The organism is Pseudomonas sp. TE4620, assembly GCF_056279045.1.
Map to the genome: position 1 here is coordinate 3,488,827 of NZ_JBWBQO010000001.1, position 17,093 is coordinate 3,505,919.

17 protein-coding genes are annotated in these 17,093 nt (G+C 63.0%); 9 read left to right on the top strand and 8 right to left on the bottom strand.

The genetic code is table 11. The features are described from left to right. The first annotated feature begins 20 nt into the window (after positions 1 to 20). Positions 21 to 2,381 carry a response regulator gene (locus ACZ9A3_RS16095; RefSeq protein WP_093380552.1) on the top strand — a complete coding sequence of 787 codons (2,361 nt, stop codon included), beginning with the start codon at positions 21 to 23 and terminating at the stop codon, positions 2,379 to 2,381. Here ACZ9A3_RS16095 and ACZ9A3_RS16100 read toward each other — a convergent pair. Both ACZ9A3_RS16100 and msrB read right to left on the bottom strand, forming a co-directional pair. Then, on the bottom strand, positions 2,374 to 2,859 hold the full coding sequence (locus ACZ9A3_RS16100) for a glutathione peroxidase (RefSeq protein ID WP_045195209.1): 486 nt from the start codon (positions 2,857 to 2,859) through the stop codon (positions 2,374 to 2,376). The genes ACZ9A3_RS16095 and ACZ9A3_RS16100 overlap by 8 nt on opposite strands. Positions 2,860 to 2,874: 15 nt before the next feature. Then, positions 2,875 to 3,267 carry a peptide-methionine (R)-S-oxide reductase MsrB gene (gene msrB, locus ACZ9A3_RS16105; protein WP_045195211.1) on the bottom strand — a complete coding sequence of 131 codons (393 nt, stop codon included), beginning with the start codon at positions 3,265 to 3,267 and terminating at the stop codon, positions 2,875 to 2,877. Between the two features lie 167 nt (positions 3,268 to 3,434). On the opposite strand from msrB, the gene ACZ9A3_RS16110 reads away from it, so the two are divergent. Next, positions 3,435 to 4,646, top strand: a complete 1,212-nt coding sequence (locus tag ACZ9A3_RS16110; RefSeq protein ID WP_123567230.1) for a pyridoxal phosphate-dependent aminotransferase — start codon at positions 3,435 to 3,437, stop codon at positions 4,644 to 4,646. Between the two features lie 225 nt (positions 4,647 to 4,871). Next, on the top strand, positions 4,872 to 5,759 hold the full coding sequence (gene htpX / locus ACZ9A3_RS16115) for a protease HtpX (RefSeq protein ID WP_045195215.1): 888 nt from the start codon (positions 4,872 to 4,874) through the stop codon (positions 5,757 to 5,759). A gap of 47 nt (positions 5,760 to 5,806) precedes the next feature. Here htpX and ACZ9A3_RS16120 read toward each other — a convergent pair whose 3' ends face one another. After that, on the bottom strand, positions 5,807 to 6,457 hold the full coding sequence (locus ACZ9A3_RS16120; protein ID WP_476252909.1) for a thiopurine S-methyltransferase: 651 nt from the start codon (positions 6,455 to 6,457) through the stop codon (positions 5,807 to 5,809). Between the two features lie 104 nt (positions 6,458 to 6,561). Between ACZ9A3_RS16120 and ACZ9A3_RS16125 the strand changes: the two genes are divergently transcribed. Beyond that, positions 6,562 to 7,329 (top strand): DODA-type extradiol aromatic ring-opening family dioxygenase, encoded by a 768-nt coding sequence (locus ACZ9A3_RS16125; protein ID WP_093380543.1) that lies wholly within the window; start codon positions 6,562 to 6,564, stop codon positions 7,327 to 7,329. 104 nt (positions 7,330 to 7,433) lie between these two features. Here the strand turns inward: ACZ9A3_RS16125 and ACZ9A3_RS16130 are convergent, their stop codons facing one another. Both ACZ9A3_RS16130 and ACZ9A3_RS16135 read right to left on the bottom strand, forming a co-directional pair. After that, positions 7,434 to 9,095, bottom strand: coding sequence for a DEAD/DEAH box helicase (locus tag ACZ9A3_RS16130; RefSeq protein ID WP_036996503.1), 1,662 nt, complete (start codon positions 9,093 to 9,095; stop codon positions 7,434 to 7,436). 355 nt (positions 9,096 to 9,450) lie between these two features. Beyond that, the gene (locus ACZ9A3_RS16135) at positions 9,451 to 10,206 is read right to left on the bottom strand and encodes a spermidine synthase (protein WP_045195222.1); all 756 of its coding nucleotides are present in this window, start codon (positions 10,204 to 10,206) and stop codon (positions 9,451 to 9,453) included. A 129-nt stretch (positions 10,207 to 10,335) separates the two neighbouring features. On the opposite strand from ACZ9A3_RS16135, the gene ACZ9A3_RS16140 reads away from it, so the two are divergent. Then, the gene (locus tag ACZ9A3_RS16140) at positions 10,336 to 11,682 is read left to right on the top strand and encodes a class II 3-deoxy-7-phosphoheptulonate synthase (protein ID WP_093380541.1); all 1,347 of its coding nucleotides are present in this window, start codon (positions 10,336 to 10,338) and stop codon (positions 11,680 to 11,682) included. Here ACZ9A3_RS16140 and ACZ9A3_RS16145 read toward each other — a convergent pair. Both ACZ9A3_RS16145 and ACZ9A3_RS16150 read right to left on the bottom strand, forming a co-directional pair. Next, positions 11,663 to 12,904 (bottom strand): winged helix-turn-helix domain-containing protein, encoded by a 1,242-nt coding sequence (locus ACZ9A3_RS16145; protein ID WP_476252910.1) that lies wholly within the window; start codon positions 12,902 to 12,904, stop codon positions 11,663 to 11,665. The genes ACZ9A3_RS16140 and ACZ9A3_RS16145 overlap by 20 nt on opposite strands. A gap of 58 nt (positions 12,905 to 12,962) precedes the next feature. After that, a complete protein-coding gene (locus ACZ9A3_RS16150; RefSeq protein ID WP_123567225.1) occupies positions 12,963 to 13,193 on the bottom strand; it encodes a DUF1127 domain-containing protein in 231 nt (76 codons plus the stop codon). A 97-nt stretch (positions 13,194 to 13,290) separates the two neighbouring features. Here ACZ9A3_RS16150 and ACZ9A3_RS16155 point away from each other — a divergent pair, with 97 nt between their 5' ends. Continuing rightward, on the top strand, positions 13,291 to 14,145 hold the full coding sequence (locus tag ACZ9A3_RS16155; protein WP_093380535.1) for a LysR family transcriptional regulator: 855 nt from the start codon (positions 13,291 to 13,293) through the stop codon (positions 14,143 to 14,145). Here ACZ9A3_RS16155 and ACZ9A3_RS16160 read toward each other — a convergent pair. Next, positions 14,135 to 14,884, bottom strand: a complete 750-nt coding sequence (locus ACZ9A3_RS16160; protein WP_093380533.1) for a sulfite exporter TauE/SafE family protein — start codon at positions 14,882 to 14,884, stop codon at positions 14,135 to 14,137. The two genes, ACZ9A3_RS16155 and ACZ9A3_RS16160, sit on opposite strands and share 11 nt — an antisense overlap. A gap of 111 nt (positions 14,885 to 14,995) precedes the next feature. Here ACZ9A3_RS16160 and ACZ9A3_RS16165 point away from each other — a divergent pair, with 111 nt between their 5' ends. The 3 genes from ACZ9A3_RS16165 to ACZ9A3_RS16175 all read left to right on the top strand — a co-directional run bounded on the left by ACZ9A3_RS16165 (position 14,996) and on the right by ACZ9A3_RS16175 (position 17,026). Then, positions 14,996 to 15,952: a LysR family transcriptional regulator gene (locus ACZ9A3_RS16165; protein ID WP_476252911.1), complete on the top strand. Its 957-nt coding sequence runs from the start codon at positions 14,996 to 14,998 to the stop codon at positions 15,950 to 15,952. 56 nt (positions 15,953 to 16,008) lie between these two features. After that, positions 16,009 to 16,470: a MarR family winged helix-turn-helix transcriptional regulator gene (locus ACZ9A3_RS16170; RefSeq protein ID WP_093380528.1), complete on the top strand. Its 462-nt coding sequence runs from the start codon at positions 16,009 to 16,011 to the stop codon at positions 16,468 to 16,470. A 127-nt stretch (positions 16,471 to 16,597) separates the two neighbouring features. Further along, positions 16,598 to 17,026: an organic hydroperoxide resistance protein gene (locus ACZ9A3_RS16175; RefSeq protein ID WP_045195238.1), complete on the top strand. Its 429-nt coding sequence runs from the start codon at positions 16,598 to 16,600 to the stop codon at positions 17,024 to 17,026. Positions 17,027 to 17,093 lie beyond the last annotated feature (67 nt).

The following is a 17,093-nucleotide window of genomic DNA, read 5'->3' on the forward strand; positions in this document are numbered from 1 at the left end:
GCAGCCGGGACTGATCGGCTATGCTTGCGCAGCGCACGGAACGTGAAACTGGCTCGGGACTCATGGATATCAAGTTCACCAATCGCCTGTCCTACAAGCAAGCCCGGCTGACGGTCCTGGTCGGCTTCATCCTGGGTACATTGCTCAGTCTCATCCAGATCGGTATCGATTATGCCAGTGAAGACGCCTCCATCAACCGCGAGATGCAGGCGCTGCTGCAAATCAGCCATAACCCGGCTTCGCGCATCGCCTATAACATCGATGCCGAACTGGCCCAGGAACTGACCCGCGGCCTGCTGCAATCGCCGGCGATCACCCGCGCCTGGCTGATCGACAACAACGACACCGTCCTCGCCGATGTTCAGCGCCCACGCCAGGAAAGCAGCTACCGGCTGATCAGCGATTTCCTCTTCGGCGAATCGCGCCAGTTTCGCGACCAGCTGTTTCTCAGCCATATGCCCGACGAATACCTCGGCACCCTGTACCTGGACGTCGATACCTTTGCCTTTGGCAGCCGCTTTCTCAAGCGCGCCGAAGTCACCCTGCTCAATGGCTTTGTGCGCAGCCTGGTCCTGACCGGGATTCTTCTCGGCCTGTTCTACATCATGCTGACCCAGCCGCTGGTGCGGGTGATCAGCGCCCTGAGCAACAGTGATTCGCGCAACCCGGCGCAGTCCAAACTGTCGTTTCCACCCGGCCACGAGCAGGACGAAATCGGCGTGCTGGTCAAGGTCGCCAACCAGCAGTTCGTCAGCATGGCCACCGAGATCCAGCAGCGGCGCAACGCCGAAAACCGCCTGACCGACTACCTCAACGAGCTGGAGAACATCGTCTCGGCGCGCACCAACGAGCTCAAGGCCAGCAACACTCGCCTCAGCCAGTCCAACGAAGAACTCGAAGACGCCCGGCGCCGCGCCCTGGACATGGCCCAGGCACGCGCGGCCTTTCTGGCCAACATGAGCCACGAGATTCGCACCCCGCTCAATGGCCTGCTGGGGATGATCGCGCTGTCACTGGACAGCCCGCTCAATGCCGAGCAGCGCCAGCAGCTGTCGATTGCCCACGACTCGGGCAAGGTTCTGGTCGAGCTGCTCAACGATATTCTCGACCTGTCCAAGTTCGATGCCGGGCAACTGGAGCTTGAACGCATTCCCTTCGACCTCGGCGCGCTGGTCGAAGACACCGCCAACCTGCTGTCGCAGAACGCCGCGCCCAGTGTCGAGCTGACCTGCCTGATCGACCCGCAGTTTCCCTCGATGGTGCTCGGCGACCCGACACGGGTACGGCAGATTGTCAGCAACCTGCTGTCCAACGCCTTGAAGTTCACTCGCTTTGGTCGTGTCGATGTGCGCCTTTGCAGCTACGCCGGCGGCGTTCGCCTGGATGTCTGCGACACCGGCATCGGCATCCCCAGCGAAGCCCAGGTACGGATCTTTCAGCCCTTCACCCAGGCCGGCGCCGGTATCACCCGCCAATACGGCGGTACCGGCCTGGGCCTGGCGCTGACCAATAACCTCTGCGAAGCCATGCAAGGGCGCCTGAGCATCAGTTCTGAAGCCGGCTTCGGCAGCCAGTTCAGCGCCGAGCTGCCATTGCCCAGCCATACCGCGGCGGTGCCCGCGCAACCTTTGCATGGCAGCGTTGCGGCCATCAGCAATGCCAGCAGCGGCCTGGCCGAACTGCTGCAGACACTGCTGCCCGGCTGGGGCCTGGACTACCAGCGCTACGACACGCCAGAGCAACTCAAGGACGCGACCCCGGACCTGCTGATCACCGACGACCTGGATTGCCTGTTCAGTTTGCGTCCGCAGATCAGTGCGCCAATCCTGCTGGTTACCGCCTATGGCAATTTCCTGCCCGGCGAACAGGCCGCGCACCTGGCGCCCTTGCAGCAGCAGGCCCGACCGCTGGCCCGCAACGCCCTGTATCAGACACTGCGGCGCACCCTGCACGGCGCCGACCACATCAACCAGTCACCACTTGGCGGCGCCTCGCACAGCGAACGCCGTGCACGCATCCTGCTGGTCGAGGACAACCCGGTGAACCAGTTGGTGGCCAAGGGTATGCTGGCCAAGCTCGGCTGTGAGGTCAGCGTCGCCGCCCATGGCGCCGACGCCCTCGAACAGCTGGAGCAGTCACCCTTCGACCTGGTGCTGATGGACTGCAACATGCCGGTGATGGACGGCTATGAAGCCAGTCGGCGGATCCGCCAGAGCGGGCGCTGGCCAGACCTGCCGATCGTCGCCCTGACCGCCAACGCCATGCCCGAAGAGCGCGAGCGCTGCCGGGCCGCAGGGATGAGCGACTACCTGGCCAAGCCGTTTCGCCGCGAGGAATTGCTGGCGCTGATCGATCACTGGGTGCCGTTGACGGCTACCTGAGCAGTTTCTCGATCGAACCGGCCAAGGCGTCCGGCTTGGTGCTCGGAGCATAGCGGGTGACCTTGCCGGTGGCCGGATCGAGCAGGAACTTGGTGAAGTTCCACTTGATGCCTTCGGAGCCGAACAGCCCTGGGGCGCGCTTTTTCAGCTCGATAAACAGCGGATGGGCTCCGGCGCCGTTGACTTCGATTTTGCGAAACAACGGGAAGCTGACCCCAAACTTGAGCTCGCAGAACTGCGCAATCTCGCTCGCATCGCCCGGCTCCTGCTTGCCGAACTGGTTGCAGGGAAAGCCCAGCACCACCAGCCCCTGCTCGCGGTAACGTTGCCAGAGCTGCTCCAGGCCCTTGTATTGCGGGGTAAATCCGCACTGGCTGGCGGTGTTGACCACCAGCACTGCCTTGGCCGGGTAATCGGCCAGGGCTTTTTGCTCACCGGTCAGGGTAATGCAGGGAATCTTCAGCATTGCGTCGGCCATGACCTTGCTCCTTTGTCAGCGTGGCACCAGGTCCAGGCAGACCGAGTTGATGCAGTAGCGTAGCCCGGTCGGCGGCGGACCGTCGGGAAATACGTGGCCCAGGTGGGCGTCGCACTTGGCGCAGGTGACTTCGGTACGAATCATGCCGTGGGAGGTATCGCGAATTTCGATCATCGCGCTGTCGGCAATCGGCTCATAGAAGCTAGGCCAGCCGCACCCGGAATCAAATTTGCTGCTCGAATCGAACAGCGGCTCGTTGCAGCAGATGCAATGGTAGACGCCGTCGGTCTTGGTGCCGTTGTATTTGCCGCTGAACGGCCGCTCGGTGCCCTTCAGGCGGCACACGTTGTACTGCTCGGGGTCGAGCATGGCGCGCCATTCTTCAAGGGTTTTCGCGAGTTTTTCCATCATCAGGCCTCATCTGTCCAAAAACCCCGCGCCATGGCTTTTCCACAGGGCGGGCGGCACGTATATTATTGCGCCTCATCAGACATCAGTCTGGCACCCGCGTCATACGCATTTCAAACGTTTTCACAGCGCAATGCGCGGCGATCTTTTCTAATCGGGATCACATCATGCAGGTCAGCAAATCGAACAAGCTCGCCAATGTCTGCTATGACATTCGCGGCCCGGTGCTCAAGCACGCCAAACGCCTGGAAGAGGAAGGCCATCGCATCCTCAAGCTGAACATCGGCAACCCGGCGCCCTTTGGTTTCGAGGCGCCGGACGAGATCCTCCAGGATGTGATCCGCAACCTGCCGACCGCCCAGGGTTACAGCGACTCCAAGGGCCTGTTCAGCGCGCGCAAGGCGGTGATGCAGTACTACCAGCAAAAACAGGTCGAAGGTGTCGGTATCGAAGACATCTACCTGGGCAACGGCGTCTCCGAGCTGATCGTGATGTCGATGCAGGCGCTGCTCAACAATGGCGACGAAGTGCTGATCCCGGCCCCGGACTACCCGCTGTGGACCGCCGCGGTGAGCCTGGCTGGCGGTAACCCGGTGCACTACCTGTGCGACGAGCAGGCCGACTGGTTCCCGGACCTGGACGACATCAAGGCCAAGATCACCTCCAACACCAAGGCCCTGGTGATCATCAACCCGAACAACCCGACCGGCGCGGTGTACTCGCGCGAACTGCTGCTGGGCATGCTCGAACTGGCCCGCCAGCACAACCTGGTGGTGTTCTCCGACGAGATCTACGACAAGATCCTCTACGACGAAGCCGTGCACATCAGCACCGCCTCGCTGGCCCCGGACCTGCTCTGCCTGACCTTCAACGGCCTGTCCAAGTCCTACCGGGTGGCGGGCTTCCGCTCCGGCTGGCTGGCCATCTCCGGGCCCAAGCATCACGCCATGAGCTACATCGAAGGCATCGACATGCTGGCCAACATGCGCCTGTGTGCCAACGTGCCGAGCCAGCACGCGATCCAGACCGCCCTGGGCGGCTACCAGAGCATCAACGACCTGGTACTGCCACAAGGCCGCCTGCTTGAGCAGCGCAACCGCACCTGGGAGCTGCTCAACAGCATCCCCGGGGTCAGCTGCGTCAAGCCGATGGGCGCGCTGTATGCGTTCCCGCGCATCGACCCGAAAGTCTGCCCGATCCACAACGACGAGAAGTTCGTCCTCGACCTGCTGCTGTCGGAAAAGCTGCTGATCGTCCAGGGCACTGCCTTCAACTGGCCGTGGCCGGATCACTTCCGCGTCGTGACCCTGCCACGGGTCGACGACCTCGAGCAGGCCATTGGCCGCATCGGAAACTTCCTGAAGACATATCAGCAGTAACCTACTGCGCATATGGAAACGTCTGCGCCGCCCTCGGCGCAGACCTTTCAGACCCAGCATTCAGCCCTTACATCACCCGCCGCTCTGGCGTGCGGGTTGCTGGAATTCGTCTGTAATAAAGGCAAGTACACAGTTTGAAATAGTCGCCCGGTTGAATCACTGCAGCGCGCACCTTATATACCCCGCATACGTGACACTTTTATCCGTCAGGAGAACGTAACAACCATGATGCGCATCTTACTGTTTGTGGCCACCAACCTCGCGGTTGTGCTGATTGCCAGCATTACCCTGAGCCTGTTTGGCTTCAACGGGTTCATGGCGGCCAACGGGGTTGACCTCAAACTCGACCAGCTGCTGATTTTCTGCGCGGTGTTCGGTTTTGCCGGCTCGCTGATCTCGCTGTTCATCTCCAAGTGGATGGCGAAGATGAGCACCGGCACCCAGATCATCAGCCAACCGCGCACCCGCCACGAACAATGGCTGCTGCAGACCGTCGAGGAACTGTCCCGCGAAGCCGGCATCAAGATGCCCGAAGTGGGTATCTTTCCGGCCTACGAGGCCAACGCCTTCGCCACCGGCTGGAACCGCAACGACGCCCTGGTAGCGGTCAGCCAGGGCCTGCTCGAGCGCTTCTCGCCCGATGAAGTGCGCGCCGTACTGGCTCACGAGATCGGCCACGTGGCCAACGGCGACATGGTCACCCTTGCCCTGGTGCAAGGCGTGGTCAACACCTTCGTGATGTTCTTTGCCCGCATCATCGGCAACTTCGTCGACAAGGTGATCTTCAAGAACGAAGAAGGCCAGGGTATCGCCTACTACATCGCGACCATCGTCGCCGAACTGGTACTGGGCATCCTGGCCAGCATCATCGTCATGTGGTTCTCGCGCAAACGCGAGTTCCGCGCCGACGAAGCCGGCGCCCGCCTGGCCGGCACCAACGCGATGATCGGCGCCCTGCAGCGCCTGCGCTCGGAACAAGGTGTGCCGGTGCACATGCCCGACACCCTCAACGCCTTCGGCATCAACGGCGGCCTCAAGCAGGGCCTGGCCGGCCTGCTGATGAGCCACCCGCCGCTGGAAGAGCGCATCGAAGCCCTGCGCCGTCGCGGCTGATCGGTAGCAGCAATAAAAAAGGGCGACTTCGGTCGCCCTTTTGCATTTCAGCGCTGCAGGCGGTACACCCGCTCAAATAGCATCGGCACCCCGGCCTGAACGAACTTCGGGCTCTCGGCGAGAATATCCCGCGCCTCAAGCTCATGCGGCTGCCAGTCAGCGAACAGTTGCCGCACCTGGGCATCAACCACCGCAAAGGGCGGGCCCGGCAGCAGGGCCTGGTCGTAATCCATGGTGATCAACAGCCCCCGACACCCGGACCCCAGATAGCCACTGAGCAGCGCGGCATAGCGCTGGCGCAACGCAGGCGGCAAGGCAATCACTGCGGCCCGGTCATACAGCGCGGTGCAGTCGGCAACATCTTCGGCGCTCAGGGCGAAGAAATCACCACACCACAGCTGCAGGTTGCCACTGCGATAGGTCTTGAACGCGCCCCGCTGGCCGACTTCGGGCGTCAACCGCTGTTCGTTGAAGAAATCCTCCACCGCCCGCTGGGACAGCTCGATGCCGAGCACCTGATGGCCCTGCCCGGCCAGCCAGGCCAGGTCGAGGCTTTTGCCACACAACGGCACCAGCACCTTGCTGCCGGGCGCCAGGCCCAGGCTGGGCCAGTACTGTTGCAGGTCGCCGTTGACCTGGCGCTGATGAAAGCCGATCTGGTTGTCTGCCCAACGCTTGTGCCAGAACTCTGCCTGCATGGCATACCTCGAATTATTCGATCAGATTATGCGAAAACTTATATTGGAATCAGATCAATGATCTGCCGGAAGATGGACCCATCTTAACCGCCAGGACCCTCTCCATGCTGCCCAGCCTGTTTATTTCTCACGGCTCGCCCATGCTCGCCCTCGAGCCCGGTGCCAGCGGCCCGGCCCTGACGCGCCTGGCCGCAGAGCTACCGCGGCCCAAAGCCATTGTGGTGGTCTCGGCGCACTGGGAGAGCCGCGAGCTGTGGGTCAGCAGCCACCCGCAACCAGAAACCTGGCATGACTTCGGTGGCTTTCCTGCCGCCCTGTATGCCGTTCAGTACCCCGCTCCTGGCGAGCCGGCACTGGCCGAGCGCTTGATCGGCCTGTTGGGCGATGCCGGGCTAGCCGCGCGCCTCGACCCCAAGCGCCCGTTTGATCATGGCGTGTGGGTGCCGCTGTCGTTGATGTACCCGGCAGCCGACATCCCCGTAGTACAGGTGTCTCTACCAAGTCAGATGGGCCCGCAGCTGCAGGAGCAGGTGGGCAAGGCGCTGGCGCAATTGCGCGAGGACAACATCCTGCTGATTGGCTCGGGGAGCATTACCCACAACCTGCGCGAGCTCGACTGGCAGGCTGGACCCGAAAGCGTCGAGCCCTGGGCCCTGGCGTTTCGCGACTGGATAATCGACAAGCTGGTAGCCGATGACACCCCCGCCTTGCACGACTACCGCCAGCAGGCGCCGTTTGCCGTGCGCAATCATCCCAGTGATGAGCACCTGTTGCCGCTGTATTTCGCCCGGGGTGCGGGCGGGCGATTCGGGATTGCCCATCAGGGGTTTACGCTGGGGGCGCTGGGGATGGATATTTACCGGTTCGATTGATCCTGTCGCTGGATTGCGACCGATCGCGGGTCAAGCCAACACATCACCTCGTACAGGCAAAAAAAATCCCCGAACCAGTCGGGGATTTTTTTATCGCTCGCGGATCAGTCTTCGCGGTAGCGGCGCAGCTTCAGCTGCTTGCCGGCAACACGAGTGTCCTTGAGCTTGGTCAGCAGACGCTCCAGACCTTCCTCCGGCAGCTCGACCAGGCTGAAGCTGTCGCGCACCTGGATGCGGCCGATCGCTTCGCGGGCCAGGCCGCCTTCGTTGAGGATCGCGCCCAGCAGGTTCTTGGCGGCGATACCGTCACGCGCGCCCAGCGCGGTACGGCAACGCGCACGACCTTCGCCCAGCGGCATGGGTGCACGACGCTCACGCTCGCCACGCTCTGGACGATCGCCAGTGCGCTCACGCGGAGTGTAGGTCGGAACCAGCGGCTGCTCTTTCTCGACCGCTTCAAGGGTCAGGGCCTGACCGTTGGTAGCCTTGCGCAGCAGGGCAGCGGCCAGGGCACGCGGGCTGCAACCGATGTCGGCGGTCAGGCGGTCAAGCAGATCACCGTGGGTCGACTCGGCGTCAGCAACCAGCGGCGCCAGGCTGTTGGTCAGCTTCTTGATGCGCGCATCGAGAACGGCCTGGGCGTTCGGCAGGCGAACTTCAGCAACCTTCTGACCGGTAACACGCTCGATCACCTGCAGCATGCGACGCTCGCGCGGGGTAACCAGCAGCAGCGCACGGCCTTCGCGACCGGCACGGCCGGTACGGCCGATACGGTGAACGTAGGACTCCGGGTCGTACGGCATGTCGACGTTGAACACGTGAGTGATGCGCGGTACGTCCAGACCACGGGCAGCGACGTCGGTAGCGACGACGATGTCCAGGCGGCCATCTTTGAGCGAGTCGATGACGCGCTCACGCTGGTTCTGGGCAATGTCACCGTTCAGCGCAGCGGCTTTGTAGCCTTTGGCTTCGAGGGCGCTGGCCAGGTCCAGGGTGGCTTGCTTGGTACGCACGAAGGCGATCAGCGCGTCGAACTCTTCCACTTCCAGCAAACGCAGGACAGCAGAAACCTTCTGGTCGGCGTGGACCATCAGGTGGGCTTGTTCGATAGCGGTAACGGTCTGGGTCTTGCTCTGGATCTTGACGTGCTTCGGCTCGCGCAGGTGGCGCTCGGCGATGGCACGGATGGATGCAGGCAGAGTGGCCGAGAACAGTACGGTCTGACGGCTTTCCGGCATGGCCTTGAAGATCACTTCGAGGTCATCCATGAAGCCCAGCTTGAGCATTTCGTCGGCTTCGTCGAGCACCAGGTGGTTGACGGTTGCCAGGACTTTCTCGTCGCGACGCAGGTGGTCGCAGAGACGGCCCGGGGTAGCAACGACGATTTGCGCGCCGTTACGGATAGCTTTCAGTTGTGGGCCCATCGGGGCGCCACCGTATACGGCCACCACGGTTACGCCCGGCATTTGCTTGGCGTAGGTTTCAAAAGCGGTGGCTACTTGCAGCGCCAACTCACGGGTTGGCGCCAGGATCAGGGCTTGCGGCTCGCGCTTGCTCGGGTCGATGCGGTGCAGGATTGGCAGAGCGAAGGCAGCGGTTTTACCGGTGCCGGTCTGCGCCTGACCGATCATGTCGTGACCAGCGAGAATAATCGGGATCGATTGCTGCTGAATGGCGGACGGCTCTTCGTAGCCGGTAGCCAGCACTGCAGCAACAATGCTCGGATGAAGTTCGAGAGCGGCGAAGCCGCCGGTTTCCTGGGTCATGGGTCTGCCTCTAAGTGCATCCGCAAAGACCCATGCTCCAAAGCTGCACATGCCTTGTAAGACCCGAAGGTCACCCTGGCAGCTTTGTCGGCGGGGATTTGCGAAAACGATTGAAGAAAAAAAGGAACGTCAAGGAGAGTCCGCAGTGCGGACGCGCAGCCGAAGCTGGCTTCGGGAAATTGCACACCTTAAACGAGGTCCGGTGAAAGACCGGCGCGTACTATACCTGAATTCGCCATTCACGGGAGATTTTTTTCATGAAACACACCAGCGCCAGGCCACGTAACGGCGGGCCCGGAAAGTGGACGACACTGGCGGCTGAATCGATTTTCCGCCAGTGACACAGTGACGCGCCTCAGGACGCCGGGCGAATCGCACCGATCAGCGGTTGCAACGAGTAGCCCAGTTGCGGCGCCAGCGCCTCGGCCCGCGCGGTCAGGCCCGGCAGATCGAGCTGCTGGTCGAGGTCAGCCGGGACCATGAGGATCACATTGCCCTCCTTCACCGGCAATTCCCAGTAATGCCGATGATAAAGGCCGCGCAGCAGCGCCGCACCCAACGGCTTGCCGTCGTCGCTGGCCCACTGGTTGATCACCAGCCAGCCACCAGGGTTCAGGCGTTTCTGGCAGTTTTCCAGAAAACTCCAGGCCAGGTGCGCGACCCCCGGGCCGTGGTCGGTGTAGAGGTCGACGAAGATCAGGTCGGCGGATTCGGCCGTCTCCAGCAGTTCCATGGCATCGCCGATACGAATGTACAGACGCGGGTCGTCATCCAGGCCCATGTACTCGATGGCCAGGCGCGGCACATCCGGGCGCAACTCGATGGCTTCGACGTCTTCCAGCGGCAGGAACTTCAGGCAGGCCTGGGTCAGGGTGCCGGCACCGAGCCCCAGGAACAACGCGCTCTCGGGCTCGGCGTGAGCCAGCGCGCCGATCAGCATGGCACGGGTGTAGTCGTACTCCAGCCAGCTCGGGTCGGCGGTGAACACGCAACTCTGCTCGATCGCCTCGCCAAATTCGAGAAAGCGATAGTCGTCGACTTCCAGCACGCTGATGGTGCCGTACTGGTCCTGCACCTGGGCCAGCAGTCGCTCTACCCGTTCCACTGTCATGCTGTCTCCCGGCAGACGCCGCCGTATCGCGCAAAAACCGCCATTGTCTGTCAATAGCGCCAGTGCAACAAGGCATGCGCCACCTGTTAACATGGCAGACAGCCCCTTTCCGAACAGATCGAGCCCGCAATGAACCACCCCTGGAGTCCTGACAGCTGGCGCGCCCTGCCGATCCAGCAGCAACCAAGCTACCCCGATGCTGCCCATCTGCTCAAGGTCGAGCAGACCCTGGCCAGCTATCCGCCGCTGGTGTTCGCCGGTGAAGCGCGGGAGCTGCGCCGCCAGTTTGCCGAAGTCACCCAGGGCCGGGCCTTCCTGCTCCAGGGCGGTGATTGCGCCGAAAGCTTCGCCGAGTTTTCCGCAGCCAAGATTCGCGACACCTTCAAGGTCCTGTTGCAAATGGCCATTGTCATGACCTTCGCCGCCGGCTGCCCGGTGGTCAAGATCGGGCGCATGGCCGGGCAATTCGCCAAGCCGCGCTCGGCGGGCGACGAGACCATTGGCGGCGTCACCCTGCCGGCCTACCGTGGCGACATCGTCAACGGCATCGGTTTCGACGAAGAAAGCCGGATCCCCGATCCGGAGCGCCTGCTGCAGGCCTACCACCAGTCCACCGCCAGCCTCAACCTGCTGCGCGCCTTTGCCCAGGGCGGCTTTGCCGACCTGCATCAGGTGCACAAGTGGAACCTGGACTTCATCGCCAACTCGGCGCTGGCAGAAAAATACAGCCAGCTGGCCGACCGCATCGACGAAACCCTGGCATTCATGCGCGCCTGCGGCCTGGACAGCTCGCCACAGCTGCGGGAAACCAGCTTCTTCACCGCCCACGAAGCGCTGCTGCTGAACTACGAAGAGGCCTTTGTACGCCGCGACAGCCTGACCAACGACTACTATGACTGCTCGGCGCACATGCTCTGGATCGGCGATCGCACCCGTCAGCTCGATGGCGCCCACGTCGAGTTCCTGCGCGGGGTGAACAACCCGATCGGGGTCAAGGTCGGGCCAAGCATGAACACCGAAGAGCTGATCCGCCTGATCGACGTGCTCAACCCCAGCAACGACCCCGGCCGCCTCAACCTGATCGTGCGCATGGGCGCCGACAAGGTCGGCGAACACCTGCCGGCGCTGATTCGCAGCGTCGAGCGCGAAGGCCGCCAGGTGCTGTGGAGTTCCGACCCGATGCACGGCAACACCATCAAGGCCAGCAGCGGCTACAAGACCCGCGATTTCGCCCAGATCCTCAGCGAGGTCAAGCAGTTCTTCCAGGTGCACCAGGCCGAAGGCAGCCATGCCGGCGGCATTCATATCGAGATGACCGGGCAGAACGTCACCGAATGCATCGGCGGCGCACGCCCCATCACCGAAGACGCCCTCTGCGACCGCTACCACACCCATTGCGACCCGCGAATGAATGCCGATCAGTCGCTGGAGCTGGCGTTCCTGATCGCCGAAACCCTCAAGCAGGTGCGTCGCTAACGCGGCCAGCGACCAGCGCCACGCGCAAACGTGCGGCGCTGGCGCGCGGGCAGTGCAACTGCACCTCGGCCAGGCCCAGCCAACTGGCCATGCGCTGCAGGTTGTCGGCCAGGGCCTGCATGCCCGCGTCATCCAGCCCCGGCTGCTCTTCGTGCACCGCGTGGATTGCCAGGCAGTCATTGGCACGCTCGGCGCGCAGGTCGACCCGCGCGGCAATGCGTTCGTTGTGCAAAAACGGCAACACGTAATAGCCGTACACGCGCTTGGGCGCCGGCGTGTAGATCTCCAGGCGGTAACGAAAGTCAAACAGCCGCTCGGTGCGCTCACGGGCCCAGACCAGCGAGTCAAAGGGTGAAAGCAAGGCGCTGCTGCTCACTTTGCGCGGCACCTTTGGCGCCTCCAGGCAATACGCCGCTTGCGTCCAGCCCTGTACCGCACAGGCTTGCAATTGCCCCTCCTCGACCAGTTCGGCCAGGCGTGCGCGGCTGTCGCCGGGGGCCAGGCGAAAGTAGTCGCGCAGGTCCTTCTCGGTGGCCACGCCCAGCGCCTGTGCGGCATGCAATAAAAGCCCACGCTGAGCGTCGGCCTCCGGCAGTGGTGGTTGCTCAAGCAATGCAGCCGGCAGTACCCGCTCGGGCAAATCATACAGGCGCTCGAACCCGCGCCTGCCGGCGACATTGACCAACCCTGCGGCAAACAGCCATTCCAGCGCGTGCTTCTCCGCACTCCAGTCCCACCAGGGCCCGGCGCGCTCCTGGCGGGTCGACAGGCTGCCAGCGCCGAGGGCGCCGTGCTCGGCCACCGCCGCCAGCACCCGGGCAATGGTCGCTTGCTGCTCGCGGCCAAAACGCGCCAGCTGTTGATAGATCCCCTGCCCCTGGCGCGCACGCTCCATGCGCCAGCGCAGCAGTGGATACAGCTGCAGCGGCAACAGCGAGGCCTCATGCCCCCAGTATTCGAAGAGTTTGCGTTGACGGTTGCGCCCCCAGGCCAGCTGATCGAGCAGCGCCTGTGGATAACTGCCGAGGCGGGAAAACAGCGGAAGGTAGTGCGAACGCACCAGGGCATTGACCGAATCGATCTGCACCACACCCAGGCGTTCGATCATCCGGTTCAGTTGCGCGGCACCGAGCGACGGGCTCGCCTGCCGATTGTTGAAGCCTTGAGCCGACAACGCCAGGCGGCGCGCCTGGGCCAGGGAAAGCGACTGTGTGGTGGGCATGCCCGGCTCCTTGTGAACAAGCCCACTTACACTAGTCGTGGCACCGCCATGATGCGACTCATTTTTTCAGCGGATCATCCCAGAACGGGCGCTCCACCTCGCGCAGGATATCGGCGCGGCTCAAGCCGATATCGTCCAGCGCCGCGTCACTCAGGCGCGCCAGTTCGCGGCGCTCACGGCGCAGTTGGCGCCAACGCAGCAGTTGCTGGGCCGCCCCTTGGGTGAGCTGGTAGATCCAGCTGTGCTGGGACGTTGAGTACTGCAGAACAAGCGATTTCTGACCTTTCATCGTCTTACCCTCCTGTTGGGATGACGACAGTGTCAGCTCGGGCATAAGATCAATCCAACGAATGTTTCTTATGTAATACATCTAGGAGATTGATGCCTTGTCCCAGTACCAGAGTATCGATTCCGACGTACTGCGCACCTTTGTCGCCATCGCCGAACACGGCGGCTTCACCCGTGCCGGCGAAGTGGTCAACCGTACCCAGTCGGCGGTGAGCATGCAGATGAAACGCCTGGAGGAGGACATCATCCAGCGCCAGTTGTTCGAGCGCGATGGCCGCCAGGTGCGCCTGACCGCCGAGGGCCAGGTGCTGCTGGGCTATGCCCGGCGGATCCTCAAGTTGCACGGCGAGGTGTTCAATACCCTGCGCATGCCGCACATGGTCGGGGTGGTGCGCATCGGCACCCCGGACGACTACGCCATGCGCTTTTTGCCAGGCATCCTCTCAAGTTTTGCCCAGGCCTATCCGTTGGTGCAGGTCGAGGTGCACTGCGAAAGTTCGCGGCAGCTGATGCAACGCCAGGATCTGGACCTGACCATCGTCACTCGCGAGCCTGGCAACGAAATCGGCCAGTTGCTGCGCCGCGAGCGCGCGGTGTGGGTACAGGCCCAGGGCTTCTGCCCGCATGAGCACAACCCGCTGCCGCTGGCGATGTTCAACTGCGATTGTTACTGCCGGACCTGGGCCTGCAACGCCCTGGATGCCATCGAGAAGGAGTACCGGATCGCCTACACCAGCGCCAGCACCGCGGCGATCATGGCCGTGGTCAGCGCCGGCCTGGCGGTCACCGCGCAATTGCAGAGCCTGATCACCAGCGACTTGCAGATCATCGGCGAGGCCGAAGGCCTGCCCCCACTGCCCACCGCCAGCATCATGCTGCTGCGCAATCGCACCACGCAGTCGGAAATGACAGACTGCCTGGCCGACTACATCATCGAGGGCTTCAGATCTTGAACGCGAGCATTACCGCGCACAGCACCAGAAAACCGCAGAACAGCGAACGCAGGACTTTTTCCGGCAGGGCGTGAGCCAGTTTCACACCCCAACTGATGCTCAGCAAGCCACCGACCGCCAGCGGGATGCCCATGCTCCACTGCACATGTTGATGCAGGCCGTAAGTCAGCAAGGTAACGGCCGTGCTCGGGGCCGCCAACGCCAGCGACAAACCCTGGGCAACCACCTGGGTGGTGCCGAACACGCTGGTCAGCACCGGCGTTGCCACCACCGCCCCGCCGACCCCGAACAAGCCGCCCAGCACCCCGGCGCCGCTGCCCAGCACACCCAGCCACGGCCAGGGTTGACGCAGCTCGCTGGACGGTTGCGCCGTGCGCATGAACATCCGCGCCAGGTTCCAGGCCGCCAGCGCCACCAGAAACAGCACGAAGCCAAAGCGCATCGCCTGGGCATCGACGCCCACCGCCCAGATCGAACCCAGCCAGGCAAACACAAAGCTGCTCGCCGCAAGAGGCAGCGCATGCCTGAGCTCAATGCGATTGCGCTGGTGATACCGCCACAGTGCCAGCAGCACGTTGGGCACCACCATCACCAACGCCGTGCCCTGGGCCAGTTGCTGGTCGAGGCCGAACAGCACCCCCAGCGCCGGAATCGCGATCAGCCCGCCGCCAATGCCGAACAACCCGCCCACGGTGCCCAGTGCCGCGCCCAGCGCTATGTACATCACCCACTCGATCATTGCTGTCTCTCTTAAGTGCCAAGCGCTGCATGCTACCGAGCTGGCGCTAGCGGGGAAACGCACAGCAACGCACAATGGCTGTGCCATATACGCAAAAGCAGATCTGCCGCCATGAACCCCGACGCCCTGACCGAACAACTCAGCCTGTTTCTCGATGTGCTGGAAACCGGCAGCTTCTCCGCTACTGCCAGGCGTCATCCGTTGACGCCTTCGGCGGTGGCACGGCGTATCGACAGCCTGGAAAGCGCAGTCGGCAGCCGCCTGTTCGTGCGCAGTACCCATGCGCTAAGGCCGACGCCGGCGGGCAATGCCTTTGCCGAGCGCGCCCGGCGAATTGTCGAAGAACTGCGCCTGGCCCGGGCTGAAGCTGTGTCGCTGAGCAATGCCCCGGAAGGCCTGATTCGCATCGACGCCCCGGCCGCCTTCGGCCGCCGCCACCTGGCCCCGGCCATCGCCGATTTCCTCGTTGCCTATCCCGGCCTGGACGTACAACTGCGCCTGATCGACAGCTTCGTCGACCTGCACGGCGCGCACCTGGGCGAAGTCGACCTGGTACTGCGCGCCGGCCCGCTGGCCGACACTCGCCTGGTGGCCACGCCGCTGGCTTATATGGTGCGCATCGGCTGCGCCAGCCCCGGCTATCTGGCCCAGCGCGGCATTCCCGCCAGCCCGGCTGAACTGCCTGAACACGATGGCCTGGACTGGGACGGCCTGGCCCCGCCCTTCGCCTGGCGCTTCGCGGTCGAGGGGCAGATGCGCCTGTACCGCCCGACGCGCATGCGCATGAGTGCCAACAATGCCGAAACCCTGCTGTTCGGCGCCCTCGCCGGCCTGGGCATCGCCCACCTGCCCACCTGGCTGATCAGCGAGTACCTGCTGCGCGGCGAATTGCTGCCGCTATTCTGTGACAACGGATTGCCCAGCGCCGAAAGCAGCGGCATCTATGCCCTGCGCCTGGAACATGAAACGAACTCTCGCAGCCGTTTGCTGCTCGAATTCCTCAAGAGCCGCTTCAGCCCGATCCCGCCATGGGACCTGGCGCTGCAAAGCGAGCTGCGCTGGCAGTAAGTGCGCTAATGACTTGCGTGCTAAATTTAAAGGACTCAACCCATGAAAGGATGTGCATGAACGCCGACCCGAAAGCGCCCGCTCCCTGCGACGAACTGCGCCTGGATAACCAGGTGTGCTTTGCTCTGCATTCGACTTCGCTGCTGATGACCAAGGTCTACAAGCCGCTGCTGCACAAGCTTGGGCTGACGTACCCACAATACCTGGCGATGTTGGTGCTGTGGGAACAGGACGGCCTGACCGTCGGCGAGATAAGCCAGCGCCTGCTCACCGATCCAGGCTCGCTCACTCCCTTGCTCAAGCGTCTGGAAGCCGAAGGCCTGCTCAAGCGTACCCGCAGCCGTGAAGATGAACGGGTCGTGCTGGTGCAGTTGAGCGACCAGGGCCGCGCCTTGCAAGCCCGGGCCAAGGATGTGCCGCACTGCATCCTCGCCGCCAGTGGCGAGAACCTCCAACGCCTGCAAAAGCTGCAGGCCGACTTGCTGGAACTGCGCGCCAACCTGCAAAAAAGCCTCTGAGGGCTATGCTGGTAGATGACCGTTCGTAGGTCAGCCGAAAAATTATCTTGCGCACTAAATAATTGCGCGCTAATTTAATTTCCGTACCCACTCAGCGCCGCGGCGCCACTCACAAGCGAGGCTCATCATGCAAAAAGTCACTCCGCTGTACATTGCCCAAGCCACATCCACCGGTGGCCGCGACGGTAAATCGAGCTCCAGCGACGGCAAGCTGGAAGTCAAACTGAGCACCCCCAAGGAACTGGGCGGCGCCGGTGGTGACGGCACCAACCCCGAACAGCTGTTTGCCGCCGGCTATTCGGCATGCTTTATCGGCGCCCTGAAGTTTGTCGCTGGCCAGCAGAAAAAGGCCCTGCCTGCTGACAGCTCGATCACTGCCAAGGTCGGCATCGGCCAGATTCCGGGTGGCTTCGGTCTGGATATCGACCTGAACATCAACCTGCCGGGCCTGGACCAGGCTGAGGCGCAAGCACTGGTCGACGCCGCTCACCAGGTCTGCCCGTACTCCAATGCCACCCGTGGCAACGTTGATGTACGCTTGCATGTCACTGTCTGAGTGATAAAACCCCAGGCATAAAAAAACCCGGCCAAGGCCGGGTTTTTCGATTGCGCAGGAATACCAG